16 protein-coding genes, 3 tRNA genes and 2 pseudogenes are annotated in these 24,563 nt (G+C 57.7%); 6 read left to right on the top strand and 15 right to left on the bottom strand.

Annotation, left to right across the window (positions count from 1 at the left end; genetic code table 11):
• Window positions 1-8 precede the first annotated feature (8 nt).
• Window positions 9-1,112 (bottom strand): isochorismate synthase, encoded by a 1,104-nt coding sequence (locus ABRP86_RS06210; RefSeq protein WP_023026417.1) that lies wholly within the window; start codon window positions 1,110-1,112, stop codon window positions 9-11.
• A gap of 109 nt (window positions 1,113-1,221) precedes the next feature.
• Here ABRP86_RS06210 and ABRP86_RS06205 point away from each other — a divergent pair, with 109 nt between their 5' ends.
• Entirely contained in the window at window positions 1,222-2,328 is a 1,107-nt protein-coding gene (locus ABRP86_RS06205) for a CE1 family esterase (protein ID WP_349863116.1), read from the top strand.
• Window positions 2,329-2,352: 24 nt separating this feature from the next.
• Here the strand turns inward: ABRP86_RS06205 and ABRP86_RS06200 are convergent, their stop codons facing one another.
• From ABRP86_RS06200 to ABRP86_RS06170, 7 genes are read right to left on the bottom strand one after another with little or no spacing between them, the layout of a single operon-like run.
• The gene (locus ABRP86_RS06200) at window positions 2,353-3,900 is read right to left on the bottom strand and encodes a choice-of-anchor M domain-containing protein (RefSeq protein ID WP_349863114.1); all 1,548 of its coding nucleotides are present in this window, start codon (window positions 3,898-3,900) and stop codon (window positions 2,353-2,355) included.
• On the bottom strand, window positions 3,897-4,817 hold the full coding sequence (locus tag ABRP86_RS06195) for an anchored repeat-type ABC transporter permease subunit (protein WP_349863112.1): 921 nt from the start codon (window positions 4,815-4,817) through the stop codon (window positions 3,897-3,899). The genes ABRP86_RS06200 and ABRP86_RS06195 overlap by 4 nt, the downstream gene beginning before the upstream one ends.
• Window positions 4,814-5,548: an anchored repeat-type ABC transporter ATP-binding subunit gene (locus ABRP86_RS06190; RefSeq protein WP_349863110.1), complete on the bottom strand. Its 735-nt coding sequence runs from the start codon at window positions 5,546-5,548 to the stop codon at window positions 4,814-4,816. Before ABRP86_RS06190 ends, ABRP86_RS06195 begins: the two co-directional genes overlap by 4 nt.
• Complete coding sequence (locus tag ABRP86_RS06185; RefSeq protein WP_349863107.1) at window positions 5,535-6,425, bottom strand: choice-of-anchor M domain-containing protein; 891 nt, start codon at window positions 6,423-6,425, stop codon at window positions 5,535-5,537. Before ABRP86_RS06185 ends, ABRP86_RS06190 begins: the two co-directional genes overlap by 14 nt.
• Window positions 6,418-7,923, bottom strand: a complete 1,506-nt coding sequence (locus ABRP86_RS06180; protein ID WP_349863104.1) for an anchored repeat ABC transporter, substrate-binding protein — start codon at window positions 7,921-7,923, stop codon at window positions 6,418-6,420. The genes ABRP86_RS06185 and ABRP86_RS06180 overlap by 8 nt, the downstream gene beginning before the upstream one ends.
• Entirely contained in the window at window positions 7,923-9,515 is a 1,593-nt protein-coding gene (locus tag ABRP86_RS06175) for a choice-of-anchor M domain-containing protein (protein WP_349863101.1), read from the bottom strand. Before ABRP86_RS06175 ends, ABRP86_RS06180 begins: the two co-directional genes overlap by 1 nt.
• A 56-nt stretch (window positions 9,516-9,571) precedes the next feature.
• A complete protein-coding gene (locus tag ABRP86_RS06170) occupies window positions 9,572-12,043 on the bottom strand; it encodes a choice-of-anchor M domain-containing protein (protein WP_349863099.1) in 2,472 nt (823 codons plus the stop codon).
• A gap of 233 nt (window positions 12,044-12,276) precedes the next feature.
• Between ABRP86_RS06170 and gltX the strand changes: the two genes are divergently transcribed.
• From gltX to ABRP86_RS06155, 3 genes are all read left to right on the top strand, one after another.
• Window positions 12,277-13,770: a glutamate--tRNA ligase gene (gltX, locus tag ABRP86_RS06165; protein WP_349863178.1), complete on the top strand. Its 1,494-nt coding sequence runs from the start codon at window positions 12,277-12,279 to the stop codon at window positions 13,768-13,770.
• 227 nt (window positions 13,771-13,997) lie between these two features.
• A tRNA-Gln gene (locus ABRP86_RS06160) sits at window positions 13,998-14,069 on the top strand.
• Window positions 14,070-14,107: 38 nt separating this feature from the next.
• Window positions 14,108-14,180, top strand: a tRNA-Glu gene (locus ABRP86_RS06155).
• 142 nt (window positions 14,181-14,322) lie between these two features.
• On the opposite strand, the gene ABRP86_RS06150 is transcribed toward ABRP86_RS06155, so the two are convergent.
• Window positions 14,323-15,522 (bottom strand): IS1249 family transposase, encoded by a 1,200-nt coding sequence (locus tag ABRP86_RS06150; protein WP_349863097.1) that lies wholly within the window; start codon window positions 15,520-15,522, stop codon window positions 14,323-14,325.
• Window positions 15,523-15,848: 326 nt separating this feature from the next.
• Here ABRP86_RS06150 and ABRP86_RS06145 point away from each other — a divergent pair.
• Window positions 15,849-15,921 (top strand) — tRNA-Glu (locus tag ABRP86_RS06145).
• Between the two features lie 163 nt (window positions 15,922-16,084).
• Here ABRP86_RS06145 and ABRP86_RS11670 read toward each other — a convergent pair.
• The 6 genes and pseudogenes from ABRP86_RS11670 to ABRP86_RS06125 all read right to left on the bottom strand — a co-directional run.
• Window positions 16,085-16,220: pseudogene (locus tag ABRP86_RS11670) on the bottom strand (IS1249 family transposase); the annotation flags it as partial.
• Between the two features lie 37 nt (window positions 16,221-16,257).
• Window positions 16,258-16,379 (bottom strand): annotated as a pseudogene (locus ABRP86_RS11665) (transposase-like zinc-binding domain-containing protein); the annotation flags it as partial.
• A 415-nt stretch (window positions 16,380-16,794) separates the two neighbouring features.
• Window positions 16,795-18,984, bottom strand: coding sequence for a YhgE/Pip domain-containing protein (locus tag ABRP86_RS06140; protein ID WP_349863094.1), 2,190 nt, complete (start codon window positions 18,982-18,984; stop codon window positions 16,795-16,797).
• The gene (locus ABRP86_RS06135; RefSeq protein WP_349863092.1) at window positions 18,981-21,653 is read right to left on the bottom strand and encodes a YhgE/Pip family protein; all 2,673 of its coding nucleotides are present in this window, start codon (window positions 21,651-21,653) and stop codon (window positions 18,981-18,983) included. The genes ABRP86_RS06140 and ABRP86_RS06135 overlap by 4 nt, the downstream gene beginning before the upstream one ends.
• A 233-nt stretch (window positions 21,654-21,886) precedes the next feature.
• Window positions 21,887-22,180, bottom strand: coding sequence for a hypothetical protein (locus tag ABRP86_RS06130; RefSeq protein WP_349863090.1), 294 nt, complete (start codon window positions 22,178-22,180; stop codon window positions 21,887-21,889).
• Window positions 22,181-22,397: 217 nt separating this feature from the next.
• Window positions 22,398-23,081 carry an IclR family transcriptional regulator gene (locus ABRP86_RS06125; protein WP_023031098.1) on the bottom strand — a complete coding sequence of 228 codons (684 nt, stop codon included), beginning with the start codon at window positions 23,079-23,081 and terminating at the stop codon, window positions 22,398-22,400.
• A gap of 52 nt (window positions 23,082-23,133) precedes the next feature.
• On the opposite strand from ABRP86_RS06125, the gene leuC reads away from it, so the two are divergent.
• Window positions 23,134-24,555, top strand: coding sequence for a 3-isopropylmalate dehydratase large subunit (gene leuC / locus ABRP86_RS06120; RefSeq protein ID WP_349863086.1), 1,422 nt, complete (start codon window positions 23,134-23,136; stop codon window positions 24,553-24,555).
• The last annotated feature ends 8 nt before the right edge of the window (window positions 24,556-24,563 follow it).

Below are 24,563 nucleotides of genomic sequence, written 5' to 3'. Positions count from 1 at the left end.
CGCACCGCTTAAAGGCTCAGCGCCCGTAAGATCGTCTGGAGCTTGGCGGTGGTTTCTTCCAGCTCCGCTTGGGCATTGGAGGCACCCACTACGCCGCCGCCGGCCCAGGCGCGGGCGGAGAGGCCATCGCCGGCAACTTCCGCGCAACGGATAGCTACCATGTACTCACCGTCGCCGGAGTTATCGCACCAGCCGACGGTGCCAGCATAGAAGCCGCGGTCGGTCTCTGCGGTCTCAATAAGCGCCTGCGCCGCTTCCGTCGGCGTGCCACAGATTGCGGGGGTGGGGTGGACAACTTCTGCCAATTCCAGGGCGGTGAGGTCTTTATCCCGCAAGGTACCGGTAACCGGCGTGCCCAAGTGCCACATTTCATTGGTGTGTATGAGCTGCGGGGTATCGGGGATATCGAGGCTGCTGCACAGTGGTTCTAGCACCTTGCGCAGGTGATCTACCACAAAGGAATGCTCGAGCAGATCCTTGGCTGAGTGCAAGAGGTCTTGGCTGGCAATGTGGTCCGCCGCTTTATTGGCCCGGCGCGGGGTAGAGCCGGCGAGCGGGAATGCAGACACGGTCGAGCCTTGGCGCTTGATCAGCACCTCTGGCGAAGAACCGACCAGCATGGCCCCTGGGCGGCCCGCAGGGGAGAGATCCGCAATGAAGCCATCGCGGTTGACGGAGAGATCGATAAGGCGCGCGGCCACCAGCCGCGGATCGATGGGGGAGGTAAATTCGATATCGACCGCGCGGGCTAAAACCACCTTTTCTAGCTTCGAGGTTTCGATGGTGCCGATGGCCGCCTCCACGCGGCGTAGGTGCTCTTCGGGTTCTGGATCAAAGCCCACGACGCGGGACTTGAGCGTTTGATTGCGGTAGAACGCATGTGGCTCTAGCGGGCCGTCTTCCCGGATGATTGATTCTGGCACGGTCAGGGCGGCGGGGGTATCGGAATCAAAGGGGATGGCGCCAACGACCATCTCGGCCTCGCCTCGGTGCAGGGCGTCAACCGCAGCCTCGGCATTGGTAAAGGTGTCCCGCGCACCTTGGGTACGGACAGACCCCGTTGCCCGGGAGAGCAAAAAATCGGGGGCGGTGCTTGGTCTGTCTTCGTGCATGGGGATCTAGCTTAGTGCCTCATTAAAAGTTGGTAGAAATTGCCCTCCGCCAAGCGTGTGGGCACCCGCGGGCACAACCGATGTAACTATTGTTACTTAAGTGGCTAATGTGACTAAAGTTTTTCTTCGATTTACCTATCTCTTGTCCGCGCTCCTAGTGGCAGGCGCAGCCTTAAGCGTGCCGGCAATGGCGCAGGAACAAGAAGGTGCCGGATCACCGGTAGAACCGACGCACCCGGCGCCTGTGCCAGAACAAGACCACCACTCCGGCGAGCCCGTGATTCCAGAACCAGACGGCTCGCATCTGCTCCCTGAAGGTGTCACTGAATCGACGCCTCGTGATGCTGAGGCGCACCCGTCTACTGACGGTGAGCCTCCGCTTCCGGGTAATTCGGAGCCGGCTCCACCTGCACCTTCTGCTGATCACAGTATTAATCCTGATCCGGCTATTGCACCGGGAACTATGGAATCGCTCGAGATGGAACACGAAGGAAAACAGCGCCGCTACCTGGTGCGTATCCCCGATAATTATTCGCCCGAGAAACCATCCCCGGTGCTTTTTGGATTTGGCGGTTGGGGAGATTCCCCGGAAAACTTCTCCAGTTACGCCCGAATGGGAAATACGTCAGCCACCGATGAGGCCATCATCATTTACCCGGAGGGCTACGAACGCGCGTGGGAAGCAGCTCCATATGCCAAAACCCATGACGGCGAAGATATCCGCTTCATCAAGCGCATCCTGGATGCGGTGGATGCGGACTATCACGTGGATCGCAACCGCGTCTACGCCATGGGAATGTCCAATGGCGGAGGTTTTACCTCCGTTTTGGGCTGTCACGCGCAAGATACGTTTGCTGCGGTTGCCATGGTCTCTGGAGCTTTTTATACCCCCGTTGAAACCAATTGCGGGGATGCGCCAATGCATACACTTATCATGCACGGCACCCGCGACCAGATGATGACCTATGAAGGCGGCGACCGGCACGAAGCTGGCTATCTTCCCGTGCGCACAGTCTTGGGAGGCTATCTTAACCGCAATCGCTGCGATATGACCTTCCAATCCCAGGCGGATATTGGAGGAGCCGAGCGCCTGAACTTCAACGGTTGCCAGAAGGACGTGGAATTGGTCAAGGTGCCTGCCGAACACACGTGGTTTTGGCAGCCGGATACCCCAAATGTTGTGTGGGACTTCCTATCTACCAAGACACGCGTGTAGCCCTAGGCGGTACTTTTCAGGCTTCTAGTCGATGCGCGGGATCTGCGTCGTGGCATCATCGGCCTGCGGCGGCATTGGCTGTTCTGGCTCCTCAGGCTGTTCGCCGGCTAGCTTTTTCTTGCGGAAGAATTGGACATAGACCAAAAGGCCAATCCCTAGCACCAGTGCGAATGCACCGAGGCCCGCCAAAATGCCCGCCCAAAAGCTGCTCTTGGTCAGTGAGGCGGTGTAAGCGGCACCGGAAAGCGCCTCATTGTTGTGGTCCTTGCCACCCGCGGACGCGTTTGGCACCGGCGCCGTGCTGCGGTTCTCAGACTTAGCGCCCTTAGATTTGCTGTCCTTAGCTTTGCTGCTCTTGGACTTCGGGGTGGACTTGCCCGCGGATTTCTGGCCAAAACTACCGCCGGATTTGGATTGTGCAGCCTTAGAACCGGAGCGAGAGCCGCTGCTTGCCGATGCTCCCTTCGACGAACCCCCACCCGATTTGCGCGACGCAGCACCAGAGCCGGCCCCAGAACCGTGGGCTTGGTTGGTCTTGCTCTGGCCAGAACCGCGAGCAGAGCCCTTGGTGGATCCGGACTTCGACCCAGACTTGGAGCCTTGGTTAGATCCCTGCTTCGAACCAGATTTCTTGGCTTCTTTCGAGCCTCCGGATTGGCCCTGCTTCGCTGGTTTATTGCCGGATTGATCCTTGGCGTCTTTGTCTTTCTTTTTATCGCCTTCGAGGAATTTTTGGCCTTCCTTCAGGGTATTTTCCAGCTCCTTATCCAGGCCCGCGATGGCCTTATCTACGCCTTTAATATCCTTGGCCAGCTGTTCTGGGCGGGAGGTTCCGCCCGAAGGGGCACTGGCCTCGGCATCGTCGGATTCTTCGTAGTCGACACCGCACAGCTCTGCTGCATCCGCATCATCGCCGACGAGGAATCCCGCGTGCAGGTGGTGGCGGGAGCCATCGGGAAGCTCAAAGGTAAAGCTGACGGCGTAGGTGCCCGGCTTGGTAAAAGCGAAGGCGGGGTGAGCGTGGGATCTGCCGGGATAATCCCAGGCGGTCCCGTCCTCGGTATCCATCCGCACCTTAAGCTCGCCGATGCCCTCATTTTGGAAGGCCACAATGCGCCCATCTTCGGGCCCGGACGCGATGGCCATGCTGAGAGTCGCGGTCTGCTTGGATCCGAGGTAGTCCTCGGAGAGTTCTTGGGTATTAAAGCCCAACCACGGAACATCCTCAATCTGGGTTTGCGGCAGCACCCATCCTTCCTCGGGCAAGGATGGGATATCGAGAGCAGAAATACGCTGCTTGTTCTTATCCGCTACCTCGACCGCGAATTCTTCCGACTGGTATTCCTTGCGTGCGTGGTCATCTTTGACCACAAAGTCGATATCCCCGCCATCATCTTTCAACGCCATGTCTTGGTGGCCTTCGGTAATGCGGATAAAGTCCTCAGCGCTGCAGGTCTCTGCGGCATGCGCGGTGGTTAGAACGGAAGAGGGCAGGCCCACACCGGTGAGGGTTCCCACGCTGAGGAATCCGGCGGTGCCTAGGGCAAGAGCGGTACGGCACAAGGGTTTCATGATTCGATGGTTTCCTTTCGTGGGGTGTTCTCGGAAGCGTTCGCTGGCACGCGAAGAGAAGAGTGGCCTGGCTTGCGGCGAGAGCGTAGGAAGGGATGCAGGGCCCAGACAATGAGAAAGAGGACCGTGAGCGTGAGCACGATGGTTGCGCCCGCGGGAAGATCGATGGCCCACGCCAAATAGATGCCAAAGAAGCTGCACACTGTGCCGATGATGGCGGAGAGGAACATCATCGTGGTCAGGTTGGCCGTGAGCAGGCGCGCCGTGGCGGCCGGGGTAATCAGCAGGGCGAGGACCAAGATATTGCCGATGGTGCTCACGGAAATGACCACCGCGGCGGTCACGCACAGGTAGAGGATGATATCCAGGGCGAAGACCGGCAGGCCCATGGCGCGGGCGGTCTCCCGGTCCAAGCAGGTGGCGTTCAGCTGCGGACCAAAGGCCACGACCACTGCCAGGACCACCAGGCAGACGCTTGCGGCGACGGTGATATCTGAACGCGAAACGCCGGTGAGCGATCCGAAGAGGAAGCTGGTCAGCGATGCGCTATAGCCATCCGTGCGCGAAATAATCACCATGCCCAAAGCAAAGGCGGCGGCAAAAAATATGCCGATGATGGAATCCGCGCGCACGTGGTTGCGTTGCGAAAACGCAGCGATGAGCACCGCGACGACCGCGCCGGCAACCGCCCCGCCCAGCAACACCGAAGTCTGCAGCGCAAAGGCGATGGCCAGGCCAGGGAACACGGCGTGCGAGACGGCATCGCCAATAAAGGCCATGCCACGCAGCACCACATAACAGCCGATGACCCCGCACACGATGGCGGCGATGAGCGAAATGCCCACCGCCCGAGCGAGGAAATCGAGGTGGGGATTGGTCAAATCCCGCAAGAAATCGATAAATGAGATATCAATCATGCAGCTACTCCAATCGCAGCGAGCAACGGGGAAGAGGCACTGACGCCAAACGCGCGGGTCCACGGATCCTTCTTGGCCAAAAGCTCATCGGCGGGACCATCTGCAATAACCGTCCGATTAAAAAGCACCAGGCGCTTGCACGTGTGCGCCGCCTCCGACAGGTTATGGGTAGACATCACGATGGATTTTCCTTGCGCCGCAAGCTCGGCGAAAAGCTCTAATAAGGCCTCGGTATTTGGGGCGTCGAGGCCGGTAAAAGGTTCATCGAGTAACAAGACCTCTGGCTGAATGGCCAGGGCGCGTGCAATCAATACGCGCTGGCGCTGGCCGCCGGAAAGCTCCTCGATGGGACGGGAGGCAAATTCCTCCATATGTACCAAGCGCAGCGCCTCCGCGGCGGCTGCGTGATCCTTTTTCCCAGGGCGCTTAAACCATCCGATGAGCCCGGTGCGCCCGCTGAGCACGGTGCGGTACACGTTGATGGGAAAACCCCATTCCACCTCGTGGCGTTGCGGAACATAGCCCACAGAGCCGGTGACGGTGCACGTGCCAGAGGAGGGTATAAGACCCAAAATGGCGCGCATCAGTGTGGTTTTGCCGGCACCATTGGGGCCTAAGAGCCCAATGAATTCACCGGTGCCTACTTCGAGGTTGGCATCTTCAATAACGGTGCGGCCAGATAGTGCTACCTGCAGTCCGCGCACCTGAATGCACGGCTTAGGCATGGCCATCGCCCCGCTTGCGGGATTTCACGAGCACGGTAACACCAGCGATCAGCACGATTATTCCGCCGCTGACCAAAACATAAACCCAGACCGGAAGGGAAGAATCCTCGGTCGTGGCGTCTGCTGGGCTCCACTCCGCATCCTGGGCGGCCTTGATATCTGCGCCGTCGCCCACAGCGAAGGTCAGCACGCCGTCGGTACTAAACTCCTCGCCGTTTGTGGTTTCACCCTTAATCCGGATGCCCACCTGGTGGGTGCCCGGCTCAGTAAAAGTCCAGTTGGCGTGGGTGTGCGTATTGAGATCTACCCAGAACTCAGACTCGCTTTTTTCTGCCGTAGACCACAGCAGCTGGGGTGCCTCAAAGCCGCCGTTTTGCAAGAAGAGGGAAAAGTCCCCTGGGCCGGAGTGGCCGAGGAATTCCATGGTGACGCCGCGATCGGCGTTATCGACAAGCGAAGGCGCCTGGGTATTCCACCCCAGCCACGGAACGCCGACCTGCTCAGTTTGCGGGACAACCCACACATCCTCACCGGATTGTGCGCCGACGAAGCTGAAGTCCTCGGTATCCGGCAGCGTTTGCTGGGCCGCATCGCCTACCGAAAATACCAGGTCATCGAGGTGGCGCCACACCGGGGATTCGCCCGCATCATCCCGGGCCAATAGCTCGGCATCAGACCCGTTGAGCAGCGTGCCGATATCAACGTGGCCCGCATCGATGACCTTTTCTTCGCCCTCTGGCGCAACGGTCTCATCCGCGCCGACCACCTGCGCGAGGTCGCTGGCCCAGGCAGGCGTTGCGGATACGGCGAGGCCCGCAGTGACGATGCAGGCCGCCGTGCGAGTGGCCGCGCGGGCAACGGTACGAGAGGCAAGGTTAAGCATGGTTATCTCCATTCGAAGGATGTAGGCAACGCTGCAGAGAGTCAGCATTGAATTTCATGAGGTCGATATAAGTAGGCACGGCATCATCAAGCGTGTCGCCGTAAATGGGGCACAGCTCCACGTTTTGTTGTGCGGCGGCTTCCTTCAGCGTGCTGGCGCTGGCTTGCTCCACCGGTTCCACAAAGACCGCAGGAAGGTGCAGGTTCTCCAGCGTTCGGCGCAGGGCAATGACCTCTCGTGGTGAAGGCTCAATGGCGGGATTGGGGGTTACGAACCCGGCCACGGAAAGGCCGTAGCCCTGCTCTAAGTAGGCGTAGCCGTGGTGGGTGGTGACCAAGTGCCGATTGCTCTGCGGAATAGAGGAAATCGCGCGGTCTATGTACTCGTCCAGCTCGCGCAATTCCGCGATATAAGACTCGGCGCGGGCGCGGTAATCGGCGCCGTGCGACGGATCCGCATTCGCCATTTCTTCAGCGATGACTTCGACATAGGCAATGGCATTGTCCACGTTGTGCCATAAGTGTGGGTCCACCTCGCCGTGGATATGTTTGCCCAAGACCGCCTGGGGGAGCAGGTACGTATCCGCGCCGGGCGTGCCCAAAAAGCGATAAGCAGGATCCGGTGGAATGGGCTGCAGGACCGAGGAGGGGACCGCCACCGCGGTATGCGCGGGGTCAAAATGCTGGTCTTGATCGCGCAGATCAATAGATCTCTCTGCTACATCAGCGGCGATATCCACGTGGCCGGAATCAATGACATCCATATCTTCCGGCGGGTTCACGCCAACCGCGACAGTTAGGTGCTCTACCTCCGGGCCATCTGCCTGAAAGCCGAGCTTATAGATGCCCGGTTCCGAAAAGCCCCACGAGACGTGCGTGTGCGCATTAGCAGGGAGGGTGACCGCGTCATCGCCAGCTTCGATGCCATCGGCGCTATTAAATAGCACTTCCGGCGTACCGAAGGTGGAGACCACGTAGGCTGCGACATCGCCAGGGCCCTCGGCAGAGACCATGCGAAAGTCGACGCCGGAGTTGCGCTGTTCGGCGCCGCTGATGCGCAGGCCCAACCAGATGGCATCCAGGGAGACATCTTCTACCAGCGGCACGAGGGTCGCTCCCCGGGTAGAGGCCGAGTCAGCGACTTCCACCACGGGTGCATCCGTGGACTCGTGCAAGGTATCTATCAGAGACTGCGGTTCCAGGAGGTACCCATTGCTCAAGGCAAGATCCGCATTGGCCACATTGCGCACCGTGCGCAGCGTCGGCTCAAAGGTGTGCGGGTCCTTTCCACTGGGGATGAGTCCGGTGACCGAGGCATCCTCGCCAGCGACGTGGCGCGCCATATCCGCCAAAATCGGCGTCGTCGCCACCACGCTGAAGCGATCCGAGGTATCCACCGCTGTCGAGGTCGTGCATCCTGTCGCAAGGAGGGAGACGCTAAAGAGCGCCCCGACGGCCTGCAGCCCGCGTGGTATGAAACGGTAGTGGGGCACTGGCATTAATTCTTTGCCCTCGCGACAGCGAGCCGTGCGATGCCCAGGCCAAGGAACAGCATGCCCAGACCGAGCACGCCGATACCGAGCGGCATGGTGGGGGTCCCAGTATTGGCGAGAGCCGCGTTGCCGCCCTTTCCGGATGCGTTCGCACCGGAACCGCTAGCGGCATCCTGGCCAGCGCCGGAGCCATTAGAGCCCGCGCCGGCTGCGGCGCCAACACCGCAGTCGCCGCCCTCCGGGTTTACTTCCGCGCCCAGGTCAAAGTGGCCATTATCGAAGGCACCATCTGGCTTGCCGCCGCCCACGACGAAGTGCAGCGTTGCCTGGCCGGCTACCTGCTTGTCGGCGGAGGTTTGGGCCACTTGGCGGATGGTGACGTCGTAGGTGCCCTGCTTTTCGAAGACCCAGTTAGGGTGCACGTGGGTATTGGGCGCGATATTGTAGCTGCCTTCAACGGCGCCGTTTGCGCCGCGGAACCATTCATCACCGACGATCTTGCCCAGGCCACCCTGGCTGTAGACCATCATGGCGCCAGGGCCCTTCATATCAACGAGCTCCCAGGTGACGTCACCCGGAATGTGCTCGCGCATGGAAGGGCTCTGGGTATTTGCACCGAGCCATGGCACGCCATCGACCTGCGTAGAACCGATCATCCACGCTTGGCCGGCCGATACGGGACCAACATCTTCTGGCAGTTCGACGCTGGAATTATCGGAGAGGTAAAAAGTCGCGCCATCGGCATCGCGCCACTGCGGCGGCGAGACCGTATCGTCTTTAATCTGCGGGATAATACCCGGCCGGCACTCTGGATCCGAGGACTGACCATCGCTTGCGGCGCTGCCGCCCTGTCCACTCTCGGAATTGCCATGTCCGGCTTCATTACCGGAGTTGTCTGCAGCGCCGTTGCCGCCCGCGGAGCGGTGAGTGGAGGTGGCATCGCCGCCTTCGCCCACCTGCCAGGTATAGGTCACCGCGTTACTGGTTTGGCCGTTGGAGGAGGCTTGGACGGTCATCTCATACGTACCGGCCTCGCTGAAAGCCCAGTTGACGTGGCGGTGTGCAGGCTGTGGCTGGTTAATCACCTCGCCGCTGGTGAGCTCCATCGAACCGGAATTGGTCACGGCGCCGACGTTGCCGAACCCTGAGGTTTCAAAGACATAGACCGAGCCCGGCCCAGAGATGTTGGTGAACTCGAAGTCAACACTAGTAAAGCCACCATCGCGCGCCGGCTGAGTATCCCAGCCTGGCCAGATGATATTCGGGTCCTGGGTTTGGGGCAGGAAGTAGGTCGATTCGCCAATCTCGGGAACGCCCTCGGTGGCATCGGACCATGCCGATTCTACGACTTGGAGCAGTACGTCATCGCCAGGGCGCTCGACGTGTGAACCTGTGACATCTTCCTGCATGGATAGGTGCAGCTGGCCGTCCGGCGCAGTGACGTAGAACACATCGATATGGCCGGAATCAAAGACATCCTCGAAGGCAAAGGCCGGTGAGGCCGGAACGAAAAACGCGATAAGGGCGGTAATCACCGCCGCGATGATGCGGCTGCCAGGCCGGTGGGCTCTGGTGCGCGAAATGGTGTTGGTATCCATGGTTGAGCTTCCTTTAAAGCGCCTGGGGTGGGTTCCCATTTGCTGCGGATTAGTAGTTAGATGCGCCAGCCAAAGCGCTCACGAATGAGGTCTTGGTTGTCGCGGAAGAAGTTGTAGAAGGCCTTGAAGGTGATGCCAAGGACCGCGGGCAAGACCAGAGTCCAAGGATTAAACGAGGACCCTGCGGGATCCGACGGCTTAGATGGCTCGGATGGCTTCGATGGCTTGGAAGGCTTAGACGGTTTCGATGGCTTGGACGGCTTTGCCGAGTCCGAAGGCTTCTCGGACGGCTTCTCGGAAGGCTTGTCCGATGGGGCATCGGATGGCGCAGGCGTAGAACAGGACTTCACCGCCTCATCACCAATGGCAAAGGTCAACGTCTGTGGTTTGGATGCAAGTTCTTTACCATCGGTGGTAGTCGCCGTATAGGTTGCCTCAAACGTGTAGATGCCCGGCTTGGTAAAAGCCCAATGGGTATGCTTGTGCGATGCGAAAGTGGTCTCGATCGTGTGATCGTTTTCGGCGGAATTGGCAAGGACGTCATAGCCGACACCCCTGGCCTTATCGATGTATGCGCCCCACTCAGCGCCCTCTGGCGTGTGCGTGGGCTTGAGGTTCAAATTGACCGTGCCATCTTTCATCTTGGAATAATCCAATTTTTCGGTGTTATACCCCGGCCAGATGATGGCTTGGTTCTGCGTCTGCGGCAGGTGGTAGAAGCGGTCTCCGATATTGCCAAGGAAATCGAACTTTTTATCACCCAGCTGCTGGCCGCGGGGAGTAAGCGCGTTTTTGTGCACGCCGAGCACCACGTCATCCAGCGAGCGGTCTACCGACTCCTTATCTACTTGGCCTGTGTCATCGCGCAGGACAGTGCGGAAACCGTCGTCAGTAGGCAGCGCCTTGATATCGACGTGCCCGCGGTCAAGTACCTGCTTTTCGCTGCAGCGTTGAGCCTCCTCGTCCTGTGGCGGTTGAGATGGTGCCGGCGTATCGCCGGGCGCAAGTGAATCGCCAGCCCCAGGCTTTTCGCCTGGAGTAGCGGCGTTCCCGTCCGCGCTGGTAGAAAGCTCGCCTTCTGCTTCGTAGTTTTCACCGAATTCGAAGGGCTCGGCTAGCACCGTGCTACCGTGGCCGGCCTTGACCGTGGAGTGCGGGAAGACGTTTACTTTGGCAATCTTGTTCTCAAAGTACTCGCCATTGGTAAAAGTAGCCTCTCCGTGCCCGTTGGTAATTGGGGCTTCCACTGGTGCCGTGGGGTCCGCGTCGTTTTTGTCGGCATAGAGACCACCAGTCATCACGCCGCTGAAGTTTTTATCATCCATATCGATGATAATTTTGGTTCCGCCTTTGCCCTGCTGGCGTATCCGCACCTTATAGCCGGTTTCTTGCAGCGTTACCTCTTCGGTAGGGGCCAGCTGGCGCGGATTCTCGGCTTCTTCCCACTTCTCTTCGGAAGAGGAGGAGTCGGTGTGGGCGGAAGAGCCGGGGGTAAATTTCACCTGTTGCGAAATCCAGCGCGGCGCATCGCCTTCTGGGGTAAAGACGGCCTGGATATTGGACGATTCTGGACCCATGTACTCATCCCACTCGGCGTGGCCGTCGGTGACAGGCAGATCGGTGAGGAAGTAGCCATCGATAAGCAGCGTAAGCGTGCCAGATGCCTTGTTCTTTGCATCGAAGGAAATGGTGGTGAGCTTATCGTCACCGTCCTTTTCCGGATGCTGCTTCTTATCCATGCTCAGGCTGTAGCCAGCAGCGGCCACATCACCGGAGGAGGAGTTCTCGAAACGTTCCTTGAGACTGGGGGTCTTTTCATCCTTTGGCTTTTGCCCGCCCACTTGATAGCTGGTGGTCTGCGGCTTACTGGCCACGAGCTGCCCATCCGCCGTGCGCGCGGTGGTGCGATAGGTCAAGCGATAACGGCCGGGCTTGGTAAAGAGAGTGGCGTTATGAGTGTGGGTACCGGCATTGAGGTATGTGGAGTGCGGTGAGTCTTGGAAGGAGCCCAGCATGCGATGGAGCTCGGCGCCGTCTTCATCGTCCTTGTTGGTAAAAAGCTCCACGTCGCCCGGGCCATCCACGCTTAAAAGGTCGAGGAAGGCGATGTTATCGCGGAAATCTTTCACGGGAAGCCCAGTGTCTGCGCCGAAACCGATCCAGATGGGTTCTTGGTTGGCGGAGGCCTGGTAGGGAGCCGTGTAGTAGGTGGTGCCTGGGTCACCGATGTAGTCCTGCGTGCCGTTTTCAGGCAGGGAATACATAAAGTTCTGGTGGCGCTTACCGTCCTCGTCTTCGCGGGTATAGCCTTTGCCTATCCAAGCAACGGTGTCATCGATAAGCGGAGTTTGGCCGGAAAATTCGGATTTCAGCAGGAAGTTGTCTTCTTCCCAAAAGCTCTTGGGGGAGTCGACGTGGGTTTGGGTTGCGATGTGTTTGCCATCGTCTGGGCCGGCGTAGGCGGTAGCCGGGGTGATCAGCGCGATCGTGCTGAGCGTGGCTATGAAGCGGATACGAGGAGATGCCACCAGCGCGTTACCTTTCTGCAGTTGTCAGTAGTTCACCTCGAAACTATAGAAAATGATTCCCAATACTGAATAATCGATTGAAAACCGTTCCCGTTTACCTGTGGGTTTATAATGAAACTCGTTATCATCTACCCCTTTTTGTGTGTAAGAAAGTAAATGAAGACGCACTTTTGGGTAGTAGAGTGAGGCGCTGGTTTGGGCTGGTGCGGACTGTGTCCCGCGGCTCCACTACGATGGTGGCCATGACTGAAGTTCGCGTTAGATTTTGCCCTTCTCCCACTGGTACCCCGCACGTCGGCATGGTGCGCACCGCCCTATTTAACTGGGCCTACGCCCGCCACACCGGCGGAAAGTTGATTTTCCGAATCGAAGATACTGATGCTGCCCGCGACTCGGAAGAGTCCTACCAGGCCATCATTGATTCCTTGACCTGGCTCGGATTGGGCTGGGATGAGGGCGTCAATGTGGGCGGCCCGCATGAACCGTACCGGCAGTCCCAGCGCATGGACATTTATAAAGACGTGCTCAATAAGCTTATCGATGCCGGGCACGTCTACCCCGCCTACTCCACCGCGGAGGAAGTAGAAGAGCGGCACAAGGCAGCCGGGCGCGATCCTAAATTGGGCTATGACAACTACGACCGTGACCTGACGCAGGAACAGATCGAGGCCTTTGAGGCTGAAGGCCGCAAACCTGTCTGGCGCCTGCGCATGCCGGACAAGGATTGGGCCTGGACCGACCTCGTGCGCGGCGAGATGTCCTTCAAGTCTGAAACTCAGCCTGATTACGTGGTGGCGCGCTCCAACGGAGCTCCGCTCTACACCCTGGTAAACCCGGTAGATGACGCGCTGATGCGCATTACCCACGTACTGCGCGGCGAGGATCTTCTCTCATCCACCCCGCGCCAGCTGGCAATGTATGACGTGCTGAAGGAAATCGGCATCGCGGAATTTACTCCGGAGTTTGGTCACCTTCCCTTCGTGATGGGCGAGGGGAAGAAGAAGTTGTCCAAGCGCGACCCGCAGTCCAACCTCTTCAATCACCGCGATAACGGCATCATCCCCGAGGGCATGCTCAACTACCTGTCGCTGTTGGGTTGGTCCCTGTCCGCGGATCAGGACATCTTCAGCATGGATGAGCTGATTGAAAGCTTCGATGTAAACGACGTTCTGGGTAACCCGGCCCGCTTTGACCAGAAGAAGCTCGAGGCCATCAACGCCGACCACATTCGACTTCTCGATCCTGAGGAATTTGCCTTCCGCCTGCGCAATTACCTGACGGAGTACACCGACTTCCCGGCCGATTATGATGGCGAGAAATTCGCCTTCGCTGCGGACCTGGCGCAAACGCGCATTAAGACGCTTGCCGATGCCTATGGGCTACTCAGCTTCCTTATCACGCCCGATGCAGAGCTCACCTTGGACGAAAAGGCGGCCAAGAAGAACCTGAAGGAAGATGCCGTCCAACCCCTCGAGGTGGGCATTGACACCCTTGAAGCGGTAGAGGAGTGGAAGACCGATGCTATTGAAGCCGCGCTATCCAAGGCGCTCATTGAGGACCTAGAGCTAAAGCCGCGCAAGGCCTACGGTGCGCTGCGCGTAGCCATTTCTGGTGCCCAGGTTTCGCCACCGCTGTTTGAGTCCATGGAGCTTTTGGGCAAGGAGTCCACCTTGGCGCGCCTGCGTGCTGCCCGCGAGGTAACTCCGTACGTTCCTGCGGCCGAGTAAGGCTGGCACCACCAGAAGCATGGTGGGCGCAGCCCGCTAAAGCGGCGGATGAACATCGAACTACACAGATGTCATCTGCCGCTTTAGTTTAGCTCAAGAAAAACGCCTAAAAATGCCGGTTGCGCTGGCGATTTGGCGCATTGGATAACGATCATTATAGTTATAACACGTTGCAGCGAGCAAGGGAGCGCAGCCGATAAGGATGCGATTCCAAGCGAGTGAGCAAATGGCCTATGGTGTAATTGGCAACACAGCGGTTTCTGGTACCGCCATTCTAGGTTCGAGTCCTGGTAGGCCAGCAGTGAAAATGCTTTTAAAGCAGGCTCACTAGTTCTATGCCCCGTTCGTCTAGAGGCCTAGGACGCCGGCCTCTCACGCCGGTAACACGGGTTCGAATCCCGTACGGGGTACAAATAAAATGATTCCTCCAGCCACCACGGTTGGAGGAATTTTTCATATGCGCCCGCGGCTCAATCGGGGGTTAAACGACAAAACGTGTTGTTTTTCGGCGTGTCGAGTTAAACGACATTTTGTGTTGGTGGGGGTAGGGGTTTAGCGTATGTGGCCTTTACGTATTCCCATAGAGTGGTTGTAGGCAGTGTCGATGGCGCTGTCGAAAGTTGCTGGTCGGCCATCTTCATGGCCGCTGGTGGCTTGTGTTTCCTGGTCGGCTAGGGTGTGTGCTTTGGCGAGTGCGTCCTGGCCCCAGTTGTGCTGCCTGGCGATCTCTACGGGGTCGTCAGGCAGTTGCGTGTGTAGGTACAGCCACCAGTCGCAGGCGAGGCGTTGTTGCTCGTCACGCAGTCCTCGGTGGTCGTGCATCAGTTTCTTGATTTGCGAGTTCACGCCACCTTCCAAACTGTTTGTCGTGCGCTCTAGACGCTGGCCTTGTTCTGCTTGAATGAGATAGGAAAATAGGTGACCATTCCTGCTCATTTTCTTCAGCTCCAGGTAAATACCCCGGTGGATATGGTGGGTGTACCACCATTTTTTGTTGCCGCGTTTAGATTTCGGGATTTGCTCAAAGGGGACGTCTTTGACGTAGGTACGGGCTTTGAGTTGAGTTCTAAATACGGTGCCGAACTGGTGTAGCTTGCCTGTCCATTCAGCGGCTTCATCTAGAGTGCTTACTGCCAGTAGCTCAAATGAAAGCCGTCGCAGTGCTTTACCCATCGGGGAGGTGGGGTGAAGGCCGGTGCCGCGTTGAATGTTGCGTTTGACGTGGACAATGCATCGCTGCACGGCGGTGTCAGGCCACAGGCGGCTTACTGCTTTAAGCCCTCCTGAATGCCCGTCACAGGTGACAAGTCGTGGTGGGGCCAGAGGGTCTAGCAGGCGCATATACGACCAGGATGATTCCTTAGTGCACCAGAACCAGTTGATGACATGGCTGGCATCGGCGACTACGACTAGGCACTTGGTGTTGACGTAAGTGCCGTCGATGAAGATTTGATCGTATATTCGCTGCTTATCAACGCTTCGGGGAGGTTGGATGAGCCAGAAAGATTTGAAGCGTCGTTGCAGAGTTCGCGTTGAAACACCGCAGGTTTTAGCGGTCTCTGCCAGGCTGCGGCCTGAGGTGAGCCAACTGATAAAAAGGCGGAACCATTTTGCTTGAACTGCGTCGTCATTGGCGCGGGTGAAGGTGGCTTTGCAGGTGCGGCATCGCCAGCGTTGACGCCCAGTACTCGTCGTTCCGTGTTTGGTGCACGCCCCGCTACAGACGGGACATCGAGGATGATTCTTACTCATCCATTCATCGTGAACCTCGGCACCTAGCACATCAGCACGCCCCCGACGGTATTTCAGGTCCGAGGCTGCGTTATCCCTCCGGATAAGTGAAATAATCCTAATACCAGCACGCCAGACCGGCTAAACATATAACTTCACCAACACATCCTGTCGTTTAGGCCTCAATCGGGACCAAAGTGGGTCTGAACTGGGGGATTTACCGGCGCGAAGTCACTTACTATCTGCTGATTTGTATTGTGTTTACCCATCGTTTACTGTTTAACGAGTCCGCAGCAAGCAAGTGAGAAAGCAGCACTGCTTTTGATTTGCATGCTACGTGCGAACGAGCCCCGTTCGTCTAGCGGCCTAGGACGCCGGCCTCTCACGCCGGTAACACGGGTTCAAATCCCGTACGGGGTACATATTTTGGCTGCGAGGTTCACCGCTCGCAGCCTTTTCTTTTGCCATTTTTTCTCGCGTCTCCAGGGGGCTAGAGAAGTAGATTAAGTGGGTTAAACGACAAAATGTGTTGTTTTCTGGCGTGTCGGGGTAAACGACATTTTGTGTTGGTGGACTGCGTGGTTTAGGGCATGTGGCCTTTGCGTATTCCCATAGAGTGGTTGTAGGCAACTGTCGAAAGTTGCTGGTCGGCCGTATTCACGGCCGATGGTGGCTTGTGTTTCTTGGTTGGCTAGGGTGTGTGCTTTGGCTCGTGGGTCTGCGCCCTGATTCGCCCACTTTCCTGGGTCGGCCTCTAGCGCGAGTGACAGTGGCTTTACAGGCGTTCCATCGCCATCGCTGGTGCATAGGTGCTTGTAGTCCCGTATTTTGGTGCACACCTCGCTACAGACGGGGCATCGAGGATGATTCTTACTCATCCATTCATCGTGAACCTCAGCGCTTAGCACATCAGCACGCCCCCGGCGGTATTTCAGGTCCGAGGCTGCGTTATGTCTCCGGATAAGTGAAATAATCCTAATACCAGCAGGCCAGACGGGCTAAACATATAACTTCACCAACACATCCTGTCGTTTAGGCCGATTAAGTGGCGTTTAAACGGCTCTCTCTGCACCACATGGAGCATCGCGTTGTCGGGGTGCGGTGAGCGAGGGAGGCATCGGAAAGCGCCTGCTATGGCCCCAGAGTCCGCCCTTCGCGCTCACTGGCTATGCGAGAGCTGGGGTGGGTTGTGGGCCTCCGTGAGCGCCAAGGGAGGGTGGTGGCTCGACCACTGCAAGAAAGAACGCCCAGCGAGCCTCTCAGGCTGCATTGGGCGTTGTTCGAAGGTGGAAGCTAAGCCATGACCTTCGTCTTCTTAATCGCCTTCTGGAGGCGCTTGTGGTAGTTATCCATGGCTGGGCGCAAGAACAGGCCGAGGATGAGCGCTGGGATGGCGAAGAGGAGGAGCATGCCGAGCTCGTGGAGGATATCGGCTTCGTAAATGCCGGCGATGGCGCTGCGGAACGCGTCGATGCCGTAGGTAGCCGGCAGCCACGGGCTGACATTTTGGAACCATTCCGGAAGCAGCGGCAGGGGATATGCGCCGCCGGAACCGGAGACTTGGATAACCAAAAGCAGGACTGCGAGGGCCTTGCCCGCGCTATCGAATGTGATAACCAGTGAATATATTATCAACATAAACACCAGTGAGATTATCCACGAGGCAAAGAGCATCATGAATGGGTGCTCGGGCTCGATCTCCACGAAGAAAATCAGGCTTAGGACGACGAGGGTGGCTTGAGCGATGCCGATGAGCCCGAACGTAAGGAAGCGGCCCAAGAAGGCTTGGTTCCTAGTGAAGTGGTCCTTCTTGTCGAGGCCTTCGTTCTTCTTCAAGAATTTGCGCTCAGCGTTGGTGTGCACCAGCACACAGGCGAGCAGGGCGCCCACCCACAGCGAAAGCGTGAGGTAGAACGGCGTCATTCCAACACCGAAAGCAGCAACATCGTAGATGGGCTGGCGGTCCACATTGACCGGCGAGGCGATGCGGGAGGCCAGAAGCTCGGGGTCATCGCCAATGAGACCGGCGAGCTGGCTGAGGTCACCGCCGTCGCGGATTTCATCGATCTTTTGGCTGAGTTCGCCAAAGCGGCCTGCCTGCTGCTGCAATGTGCCGGATAGACTTGCGGTTAGATCGCGCACCCGCACGAGTGCATCGTTGTCGTCAGAGACGGTATTGCGGATGCCCGCGATATCGCGCTTGACCGCATCAACATCGCTAGCAACCGTACCTACACTATCTCCCAGAGCCGCTAGCTGTGGCTTCAGATTAGAGTTATAGGAGTTGCGGGCGTTTTCGACGGCCTGCTTGGCGCTGGCGATCGCATCTTGCGTTTGCTGCTTAAAGTCCTGGGAATCCCCGCCACTTTCGATGTTATCGGCTGTAGAAGTCAAAGAATCGTGCAGCGCATTGCTCTGGGCAATGCTGGCATCCAGCTGCCCCATCATAGCCTTATATCCTGCCGCTACAGGGCCTGGAAGGTCGACCTTATCGGCTTCCTTCTGGATGCTGTCTTTGACGCCTTGGAACGCGGCGGTTTGCTGTCCCACGCGGTCTGCGGCAGTGCGGAAGGTCTGGGCGGTTTGCGCGGAGGTGGCGCTGGCGTTGTTCAGCAATTCCTCGATTTGTGAGGATAGTACCTCGTAGCTCTGCGTCGTTGCGGCAAGGGAAGCATCCAAGGAACCAGTGGATTCATCCAGCGTGGACTTTAGGATATCGATGGGGGAATCGCCGTTGTCATTGGTCGTGCTGGAGGCTTGGTTTCCCGCCTCATTCAGGATGTTATTGGCCGCCTGGGTGAGCGGAATGGTGGAATCTACCAGGTTGCTCAGCGCCATGACCGTGCCAGAGGCCGCATCGAGGCGCGACTGTACGGTATTGACTCGGTTGTGCACGTTATTGAGCGCAGCCTGGGTATCACCCTCATCAAGGTACTGGTCTAGCGAGGAAATGACGCCTAGGCCCACATTGGATACGACGCGGGTAAATGACTCATCGATCTTCTGGATCACACCGGTAGCACTGCGTTGGGTAATCGTGGTCGACAGCGCGTTCTTCTTCTCATTGGTGTAGAGATTGAGCTTGCTCGGCTCGGTTCCTTCCACATAGAAGGTGAGGAGGTTGGAGCTAAAATCCTTGGGCAAGACGATGCCGGCGTAGTACTCACCGGATTTGGTCCCTTCTACGGCATCATCGCTGTTGGTGAGGACCCAGTTGATTTCGTCGTTGCGACTGAGCTGGGATAAAACCTCATCGCCTAAGTTGAGCTTAAGCGAAGCGAGGTCGCTTTGGTGTCCCTCATCCTCACTGGCGACGGCGATTTTGAGCTGTTTGGTGTTGGCAAATGGATCCCAGCTGGCGAGCACGTTAAAAGTGGTAAAAAGCAGCGGGATAATGGCGAGGCCGAAAATGATGACGGCGGTCATTACGTTGCTACGGATGGCCTTAAGGTCATCGCGGAGAATGGTCAGGATATTGTTCATGACTTATCTCCCTTTCCGGATTCTTCGCCGTCGTCGGCGGGCTTATCTGTAGTATCGCCCTGCGATTGTGGGGCAGAAGATATTTCGGGGTGTTTATCTGACTGGACATCTTCTAGCCGATATTGATTGGGGTTTTGGCGTTGATGCTCTAGGTGCTGCTGAATTTCTTCATCGCTGAGATCCGCCAAGCGGTTATCGTGCGCGATGCTTTGCTTCACGTATTCCAGCGAACAAATTGTCGCGACCGCAATCAGCGCCACGAGGCATGCAATGCCGAAAAGGATCGCTTTCTGGTCCGGCATGAACCGGGAGCAAATCACGAGCGCGAGCACCAAGGCCACCCCGATGGCAATGGTCAGCTTCATCAGCTGCGAATAATTCTTCCGCGCGGTCATCCACTTGGTATCCAAGCTCTTTTGGTATCCCTCGCGGTCTGCGGAGGCATACAGAAGATCGGTGAAGCGGTAGCGGCTGCCAATCAGGTGGACCTGCTCGTTGATAACGAGCCCGCCCTTGGCCAGCTCGTCATTGACCAGCATGGTGACGTTGGACAGGCTGCGCCTTAAGAGTGTGCCCATGAGGTAGGCAACAACCGCCATTCCGGTCAGCGCGGCGATATCGCGGATGTAATGGGTGCCGTAGAACCCGCCCACCGTCTCGCGCATCGCGTCGATGCCGTAGGTAAAGGGCAAGAAGGGGTGGACGGCGCGGAAGAAGTCCGGCGTCATCTCGATGGGGTACAAGCCCGATGCGCCGGGAATCTGAATGAAGGCAAAGACCACCGCTATGCCGCGGCCCACGTGACCGAATGTCGAGACTAGGCCATAGGTAATGCTGAGGTAGCACAGGCTGATGAATACGGAGGTAAGGACATAAGCGGTGGCGCTGACGTGCTCAACGCCGATGACCAAGTTACCGATGGAAACGATCAGCGCCTGGGCAATGGCGAAAAAACCGAGCAGCAAGAAGCGCGAGAAGTACGCCTTAGTGATGGTCAGATCCCGGCGGCCCTGTGGGTCAACCTCGGCGCGGAAAATGATTAGGAGCATAAACGCGCCGATCCACAGCGTGAGGTTGATAAACAGCGAGGACATGCCGGAGCCGTAGTGCGTGACGGGGAAGACCGCATGGCTTTCCATCTCTGCAGGCGAGGAGAGGAAGGAAGACACGTGGTCCGTATCAAGACCGTTGACGGACTTCAGCACGGTGTTGTTATTGGCCGTGTTGCTTAAGGCAATAACATCGGTGCGCGCGGAGCGAAGGCCTTCTTCGACGCGATCCAGATCAACCGAGAAGCGCTTTACCACTTCTTGGGCGTGGGTTAGCTGCTCGTCGACGCCCCCGAGAAGCCCGTCCGTTTGCCCAACCAGAGCCTTTTGGCTGTTGAGCGAGGCAGATAGCCGCCCAGCGGTAGCGGAGACATTAGACAGCGCAGAATTGAGCTTAGGTAAGCCGTTGGCCACGTCATCGCGCAGTCCGTGGGAATCATCGCGGGCCTGGGATGCCATGGAATTGAGCAATTCCGAGGTCTTATTCAGCGAATCAAGGGTGGCATTAGTATCGCTATTAAGGGAATCCAGCTCTCCTAGCACCGCGCGGTTTTGATCGTTGCGGTCACGCAGATCAGAAACCGACTGGTTGATCTGCTGCGATACCTCTGGGGGAAGGGCTGGCAGGGAAGCGACTCCGGCTAATTGGTCGATGGCTTTATCAGCCTGACCGAGGATGCCTTGGGCGCCGTCTGTCGCGGCATCGACGCGGTTGAGAGCGCCGTTTAACCGCCCGGTGACAGAACCGATATTGGCATTGGCGTTTGCGGTGCCATCGGCAAGCGCAGTCGTGCCTTGGATATAAGCAGCTGTTGCATCGTCGGCGAAGGAAGTTACTTCCTTTTGCACCTCGTCGGTCAAGGAGGTGACCTGGTTTAAGGCCTGCTGCGCGTCATCAATCGTGGTCTGCACGGAGCCTAGCGACGTGCGCGCCTGTGCGATAGTGGGGCGCGCATCGTCGATAGTGGCGTTGACATCCGCCAGGGAATTGCGCGAATTGGCCACGGTATCGGCGGTCTCTGAGAAGGAGTTCGCGGTATTGCCCGCGGTGCTATTGATCCTATCGCTGAGGTCGCCGCCAGAATTTCTCAGCTCGGTGGAAACCGATTTCGCGACGTTTTCATTAAAGGTCGCGCTAATCGTGGTTTCGAGGGTAGAAGAACCAGAGTCGGTGACCTTGGGAGCAATGGCATTGATTTTCTCATTGACCTGGTACTCCAAGGTGGGCTGAGAATAAGTGCCTTGGAACAGGCTGACAAAGTCAGAAGAAAAATCCTCCGGCACGATGATGGAGGCAAAAACGTCGCCAGATTTTACGGCGTGTTCAGCTTCGCCGCGGTCCATAAACTGCCAGCCGAGCCTGTCATTGTTGTGCAGCTTTTCCATCATTTGCCCGCCGACGTCAATATCGCCGGTGAGATCTGACGAGGCACCCTTGTCCTCGTTCACCACGGCTACCTTGAGGTGTTCGGTATTGCCATAGGGATCCCAAAAACCGGAGACATTGACCCAAGAATATAAGGCAGGGGTAATCATCAAACCGATGAGAATCACCCAGACTTGCGGCGTCCGCCACAGGCGGACGTAGTCTTGGAGAAAAAGCTTCCAACTAGTAATCACTCGAAAGACCGTAGCACCGAAACGGTGTTAACTAATAGTCAAGCGGGCAGATTCCGCGAAATTGACAGCTTGGTTACCTCTTGGCCACCGTGTTCCGCGAACGACTGCGACTAAGGTTAATAAAAGGTTAATTCACGCTGGGCTAATACGTAGAAAAGCGCCGCCATAATCCATGCTTGAAAGCGGTGGATTATCGCGGCGCTCGGGCCCTGCAGGGCGCTAGGCGGCGAGGCTTAGTGCTCGTCGTAGTGATCGCCGTGGGCGGCGTGGCGGTGACCGTCGTGGATGTAGTCAACGTGGTCGCCGTGCGGGACAGCAACGTGGCCGCAGCCCTCACCGTGGGTGTGGTCGTTGTGGGCTTCAGCCTCAATGTGCTCGTTGGTCTCGCATTCGTCCCAGTGGCCTTCGTGCTCGCGGTGGATGTGGCCATCGTGGACGAAGTCGGTGTGGTCCTTGTGTGGGAAAGCAACGTGGCCGCAGCCTTCGCCGTGGGTGTGCTCGTGTTCAGTGTGGGTAGCGTGAGTCATAATCATGAATCCTTTCCGTGTCTTGGTCGGGGAGTGACCTTTTCGTTTTCACTCTGTTTTCATTAAATCATGTTTTCAGTTCGGTTTCAATAGCGTGCTGGAGTTTTTCGGTATTTTTTCACTAGGCCGCAACTTGGGCGGTTTATGCGGGAGGTAAAACACGGCAACGCCCTGGGCCGAAGGGCGGCGCAGGGTGTCGGTTAAGGAAATTGGGGCGCTAGAGCAGCTCTGAAAGCTCTTGAGCGGCGGAGGTAAGGAGGTGGGCGTACTTCTTAGCGGGCGAGGGGCGGAAGCGCTCAGCGGAACCTGAGATAGACAGCGCTGCGCGAAAAACACCAGAAGAGTCAAAGACGGGGGCGGAAATGGAAGCTAGGCCAGCTTCGCGTTCCTCGATGGATTCTGCGTAGCCTTGGCGGCGGGCAGCTTCCACCTCGGCAGTGCTGAATTGCGCGGCGTCAAGGGGAAAGTCCACGTAGCCGGCGATAATGCGTGCTGCAGAACCAGAGGTTAGTGGTAGCTGTCGCCCCACCGGAACCACGTTGTGTAGGCCGGATTTGGGTTCGCGAGTGGCAATGCAGGTGCGGGTGGTTCCCGTGAACTCATAGAGCTGAATGGACTCACCGGTGCGGTTGAGGAGCTGATCCATGATGGGGCCTGCGACTTCTAAGATGTGATCGCGGTTGCCGGGGAGTGCTGGGCCGGCCTTCCACTTTCCTTCAGGGGTGCGCACGAGGATACGGTGTGCTTCTAACGCGGTGGCTAGTCGGTGCGTCGTTGCTCGAGGTAGTCCCGTGGTTTCACATAACTCATTAAGGGTCGATGGATGGTTTGCGGCGGCCATCATGATGGCCATTGCACGATCTAGTACCTTAATGCCGGAAACTGCGCTATACTCTCCCATATAATGAAATCTACGTCCCAAATTATGAGATTTCAAGTGTGGAGTGATGTTTATGAACCAGCAGCTGACCTTGGCAGAAAAAGTATGGCGTGACCACGTTGTCCAGCAGGGCGACGCGGGCGCACCAGACCTTATCTATATTGACTTTCAACTTTTGCACGAAGTTACCAGTCCGCAGGCCTTCGACGGACTGCGCCTGCAAGGTCGCACAATGCGGCACCCGGAATTGCACCTGGCAACCGAGGACCACAACGTGCCGACGGAGGGTATTAAATCCGGCAACCTCTTAGAGATTAAAGATGAGGTATCGCGCACCCAGGTTTCTACCTTGCGCAAGAACTGCGAAGAATTTGGCGTGCGGTTGCACTCGATGGGTGATGAGCAACAAGGCATCGTGCACACCGTAGGCCCACAACTGGGCATTACTCAGCCCGGGATGACTATCGTGTGCGGCGATTCGCATACCTCGACCCACGGTGCGTTCGGCTCCATCGCCATGGGCATCGGCACCTCAGAGGTAGAGCACGTCATGGCCACCCAAACGCTTTCCTTGAAGCCTTTTAAGACAATGGCCATCGAAGTCACCGGCGAATTGCAGGAAGGCGTCTCTGCAAAGGACCTCATACTGGCGATCATCGCCAAGATCGGCACCGGCGGGGGCCAGGGTTACATCATCGAATATCGCGGTGAAGCCATCCGTAGGATGTCCATGGAAGCCCGCATGACCATCTGCAATATGTCCATTGAGGCCGGCGCACGTGCCGGTATGGTCGCGCCCGATGAAACGACGTTTGAGTACGTCAAGGGTCGCGAGTTCGCCCCAAAGGGCGCCGACTGGGATGCCGCGGTGGATTACTGGAAGACGCTGCCTACTGACGATGGCGCCGAATTCGATCGCGTCGTAGAAATCGACGGATCAGCGTTGACACCATTCGTAACGTGGGGAACGAACCCGGGTCAAGGCCTGCCACTGGGCGAAACCGTACCGGATCCGGAAGACTGCGGCGATGACAATTCCAAGGCCACCGTGAAAAAGGCCTTGGAGTACATGGACTTACAACCAGGAACCCCACTGCGCGATATCAAGATCGATACCGTCTTCGTGGGATCGTGCACCAATGCCCGCATCGAGGATCTGCGCGCCGCCGCTGAGGTGGTCAAGGGGCGGACCATCGATGCCAATACGCGCATGATCGTGGTTCCTTCCTCCACGGTGGTCAAAGCCGATGCGGAAAAGGAAGGCCTCGACCAAATCTTCCAGGAGTTCGGTGCAGAGTGGCGCACGGCGGGATGCTCCATGTGCCTGGGCATGAACCCTGACCAGCTGAAGCCAGGGGAGCGATCTGCATCCACGTCCAACCGTAACTTTGAAGGCCGGCAGGGCCCTGGCGGGCGAACCCACCTCGTTTCCCCGCAGGTTGCTGCCGCTACCGCTGTCACCGGATACCTGTCCAGCCCGGCTGACCTGAAATAAGCACGCGA

The sequence above is a fragment of the Corynebacterium sp. KPL3927 genome (assembly GCF_040225835.1).
Lineage (GTDB): Bacteria > Actinomycetota > Actinomycetes > Mycobacteriales > Mycobacteriaceae > Corynebacterium.
This window is presented reverse-complemented; position numbering and strand designations above follow the sequence as displayed.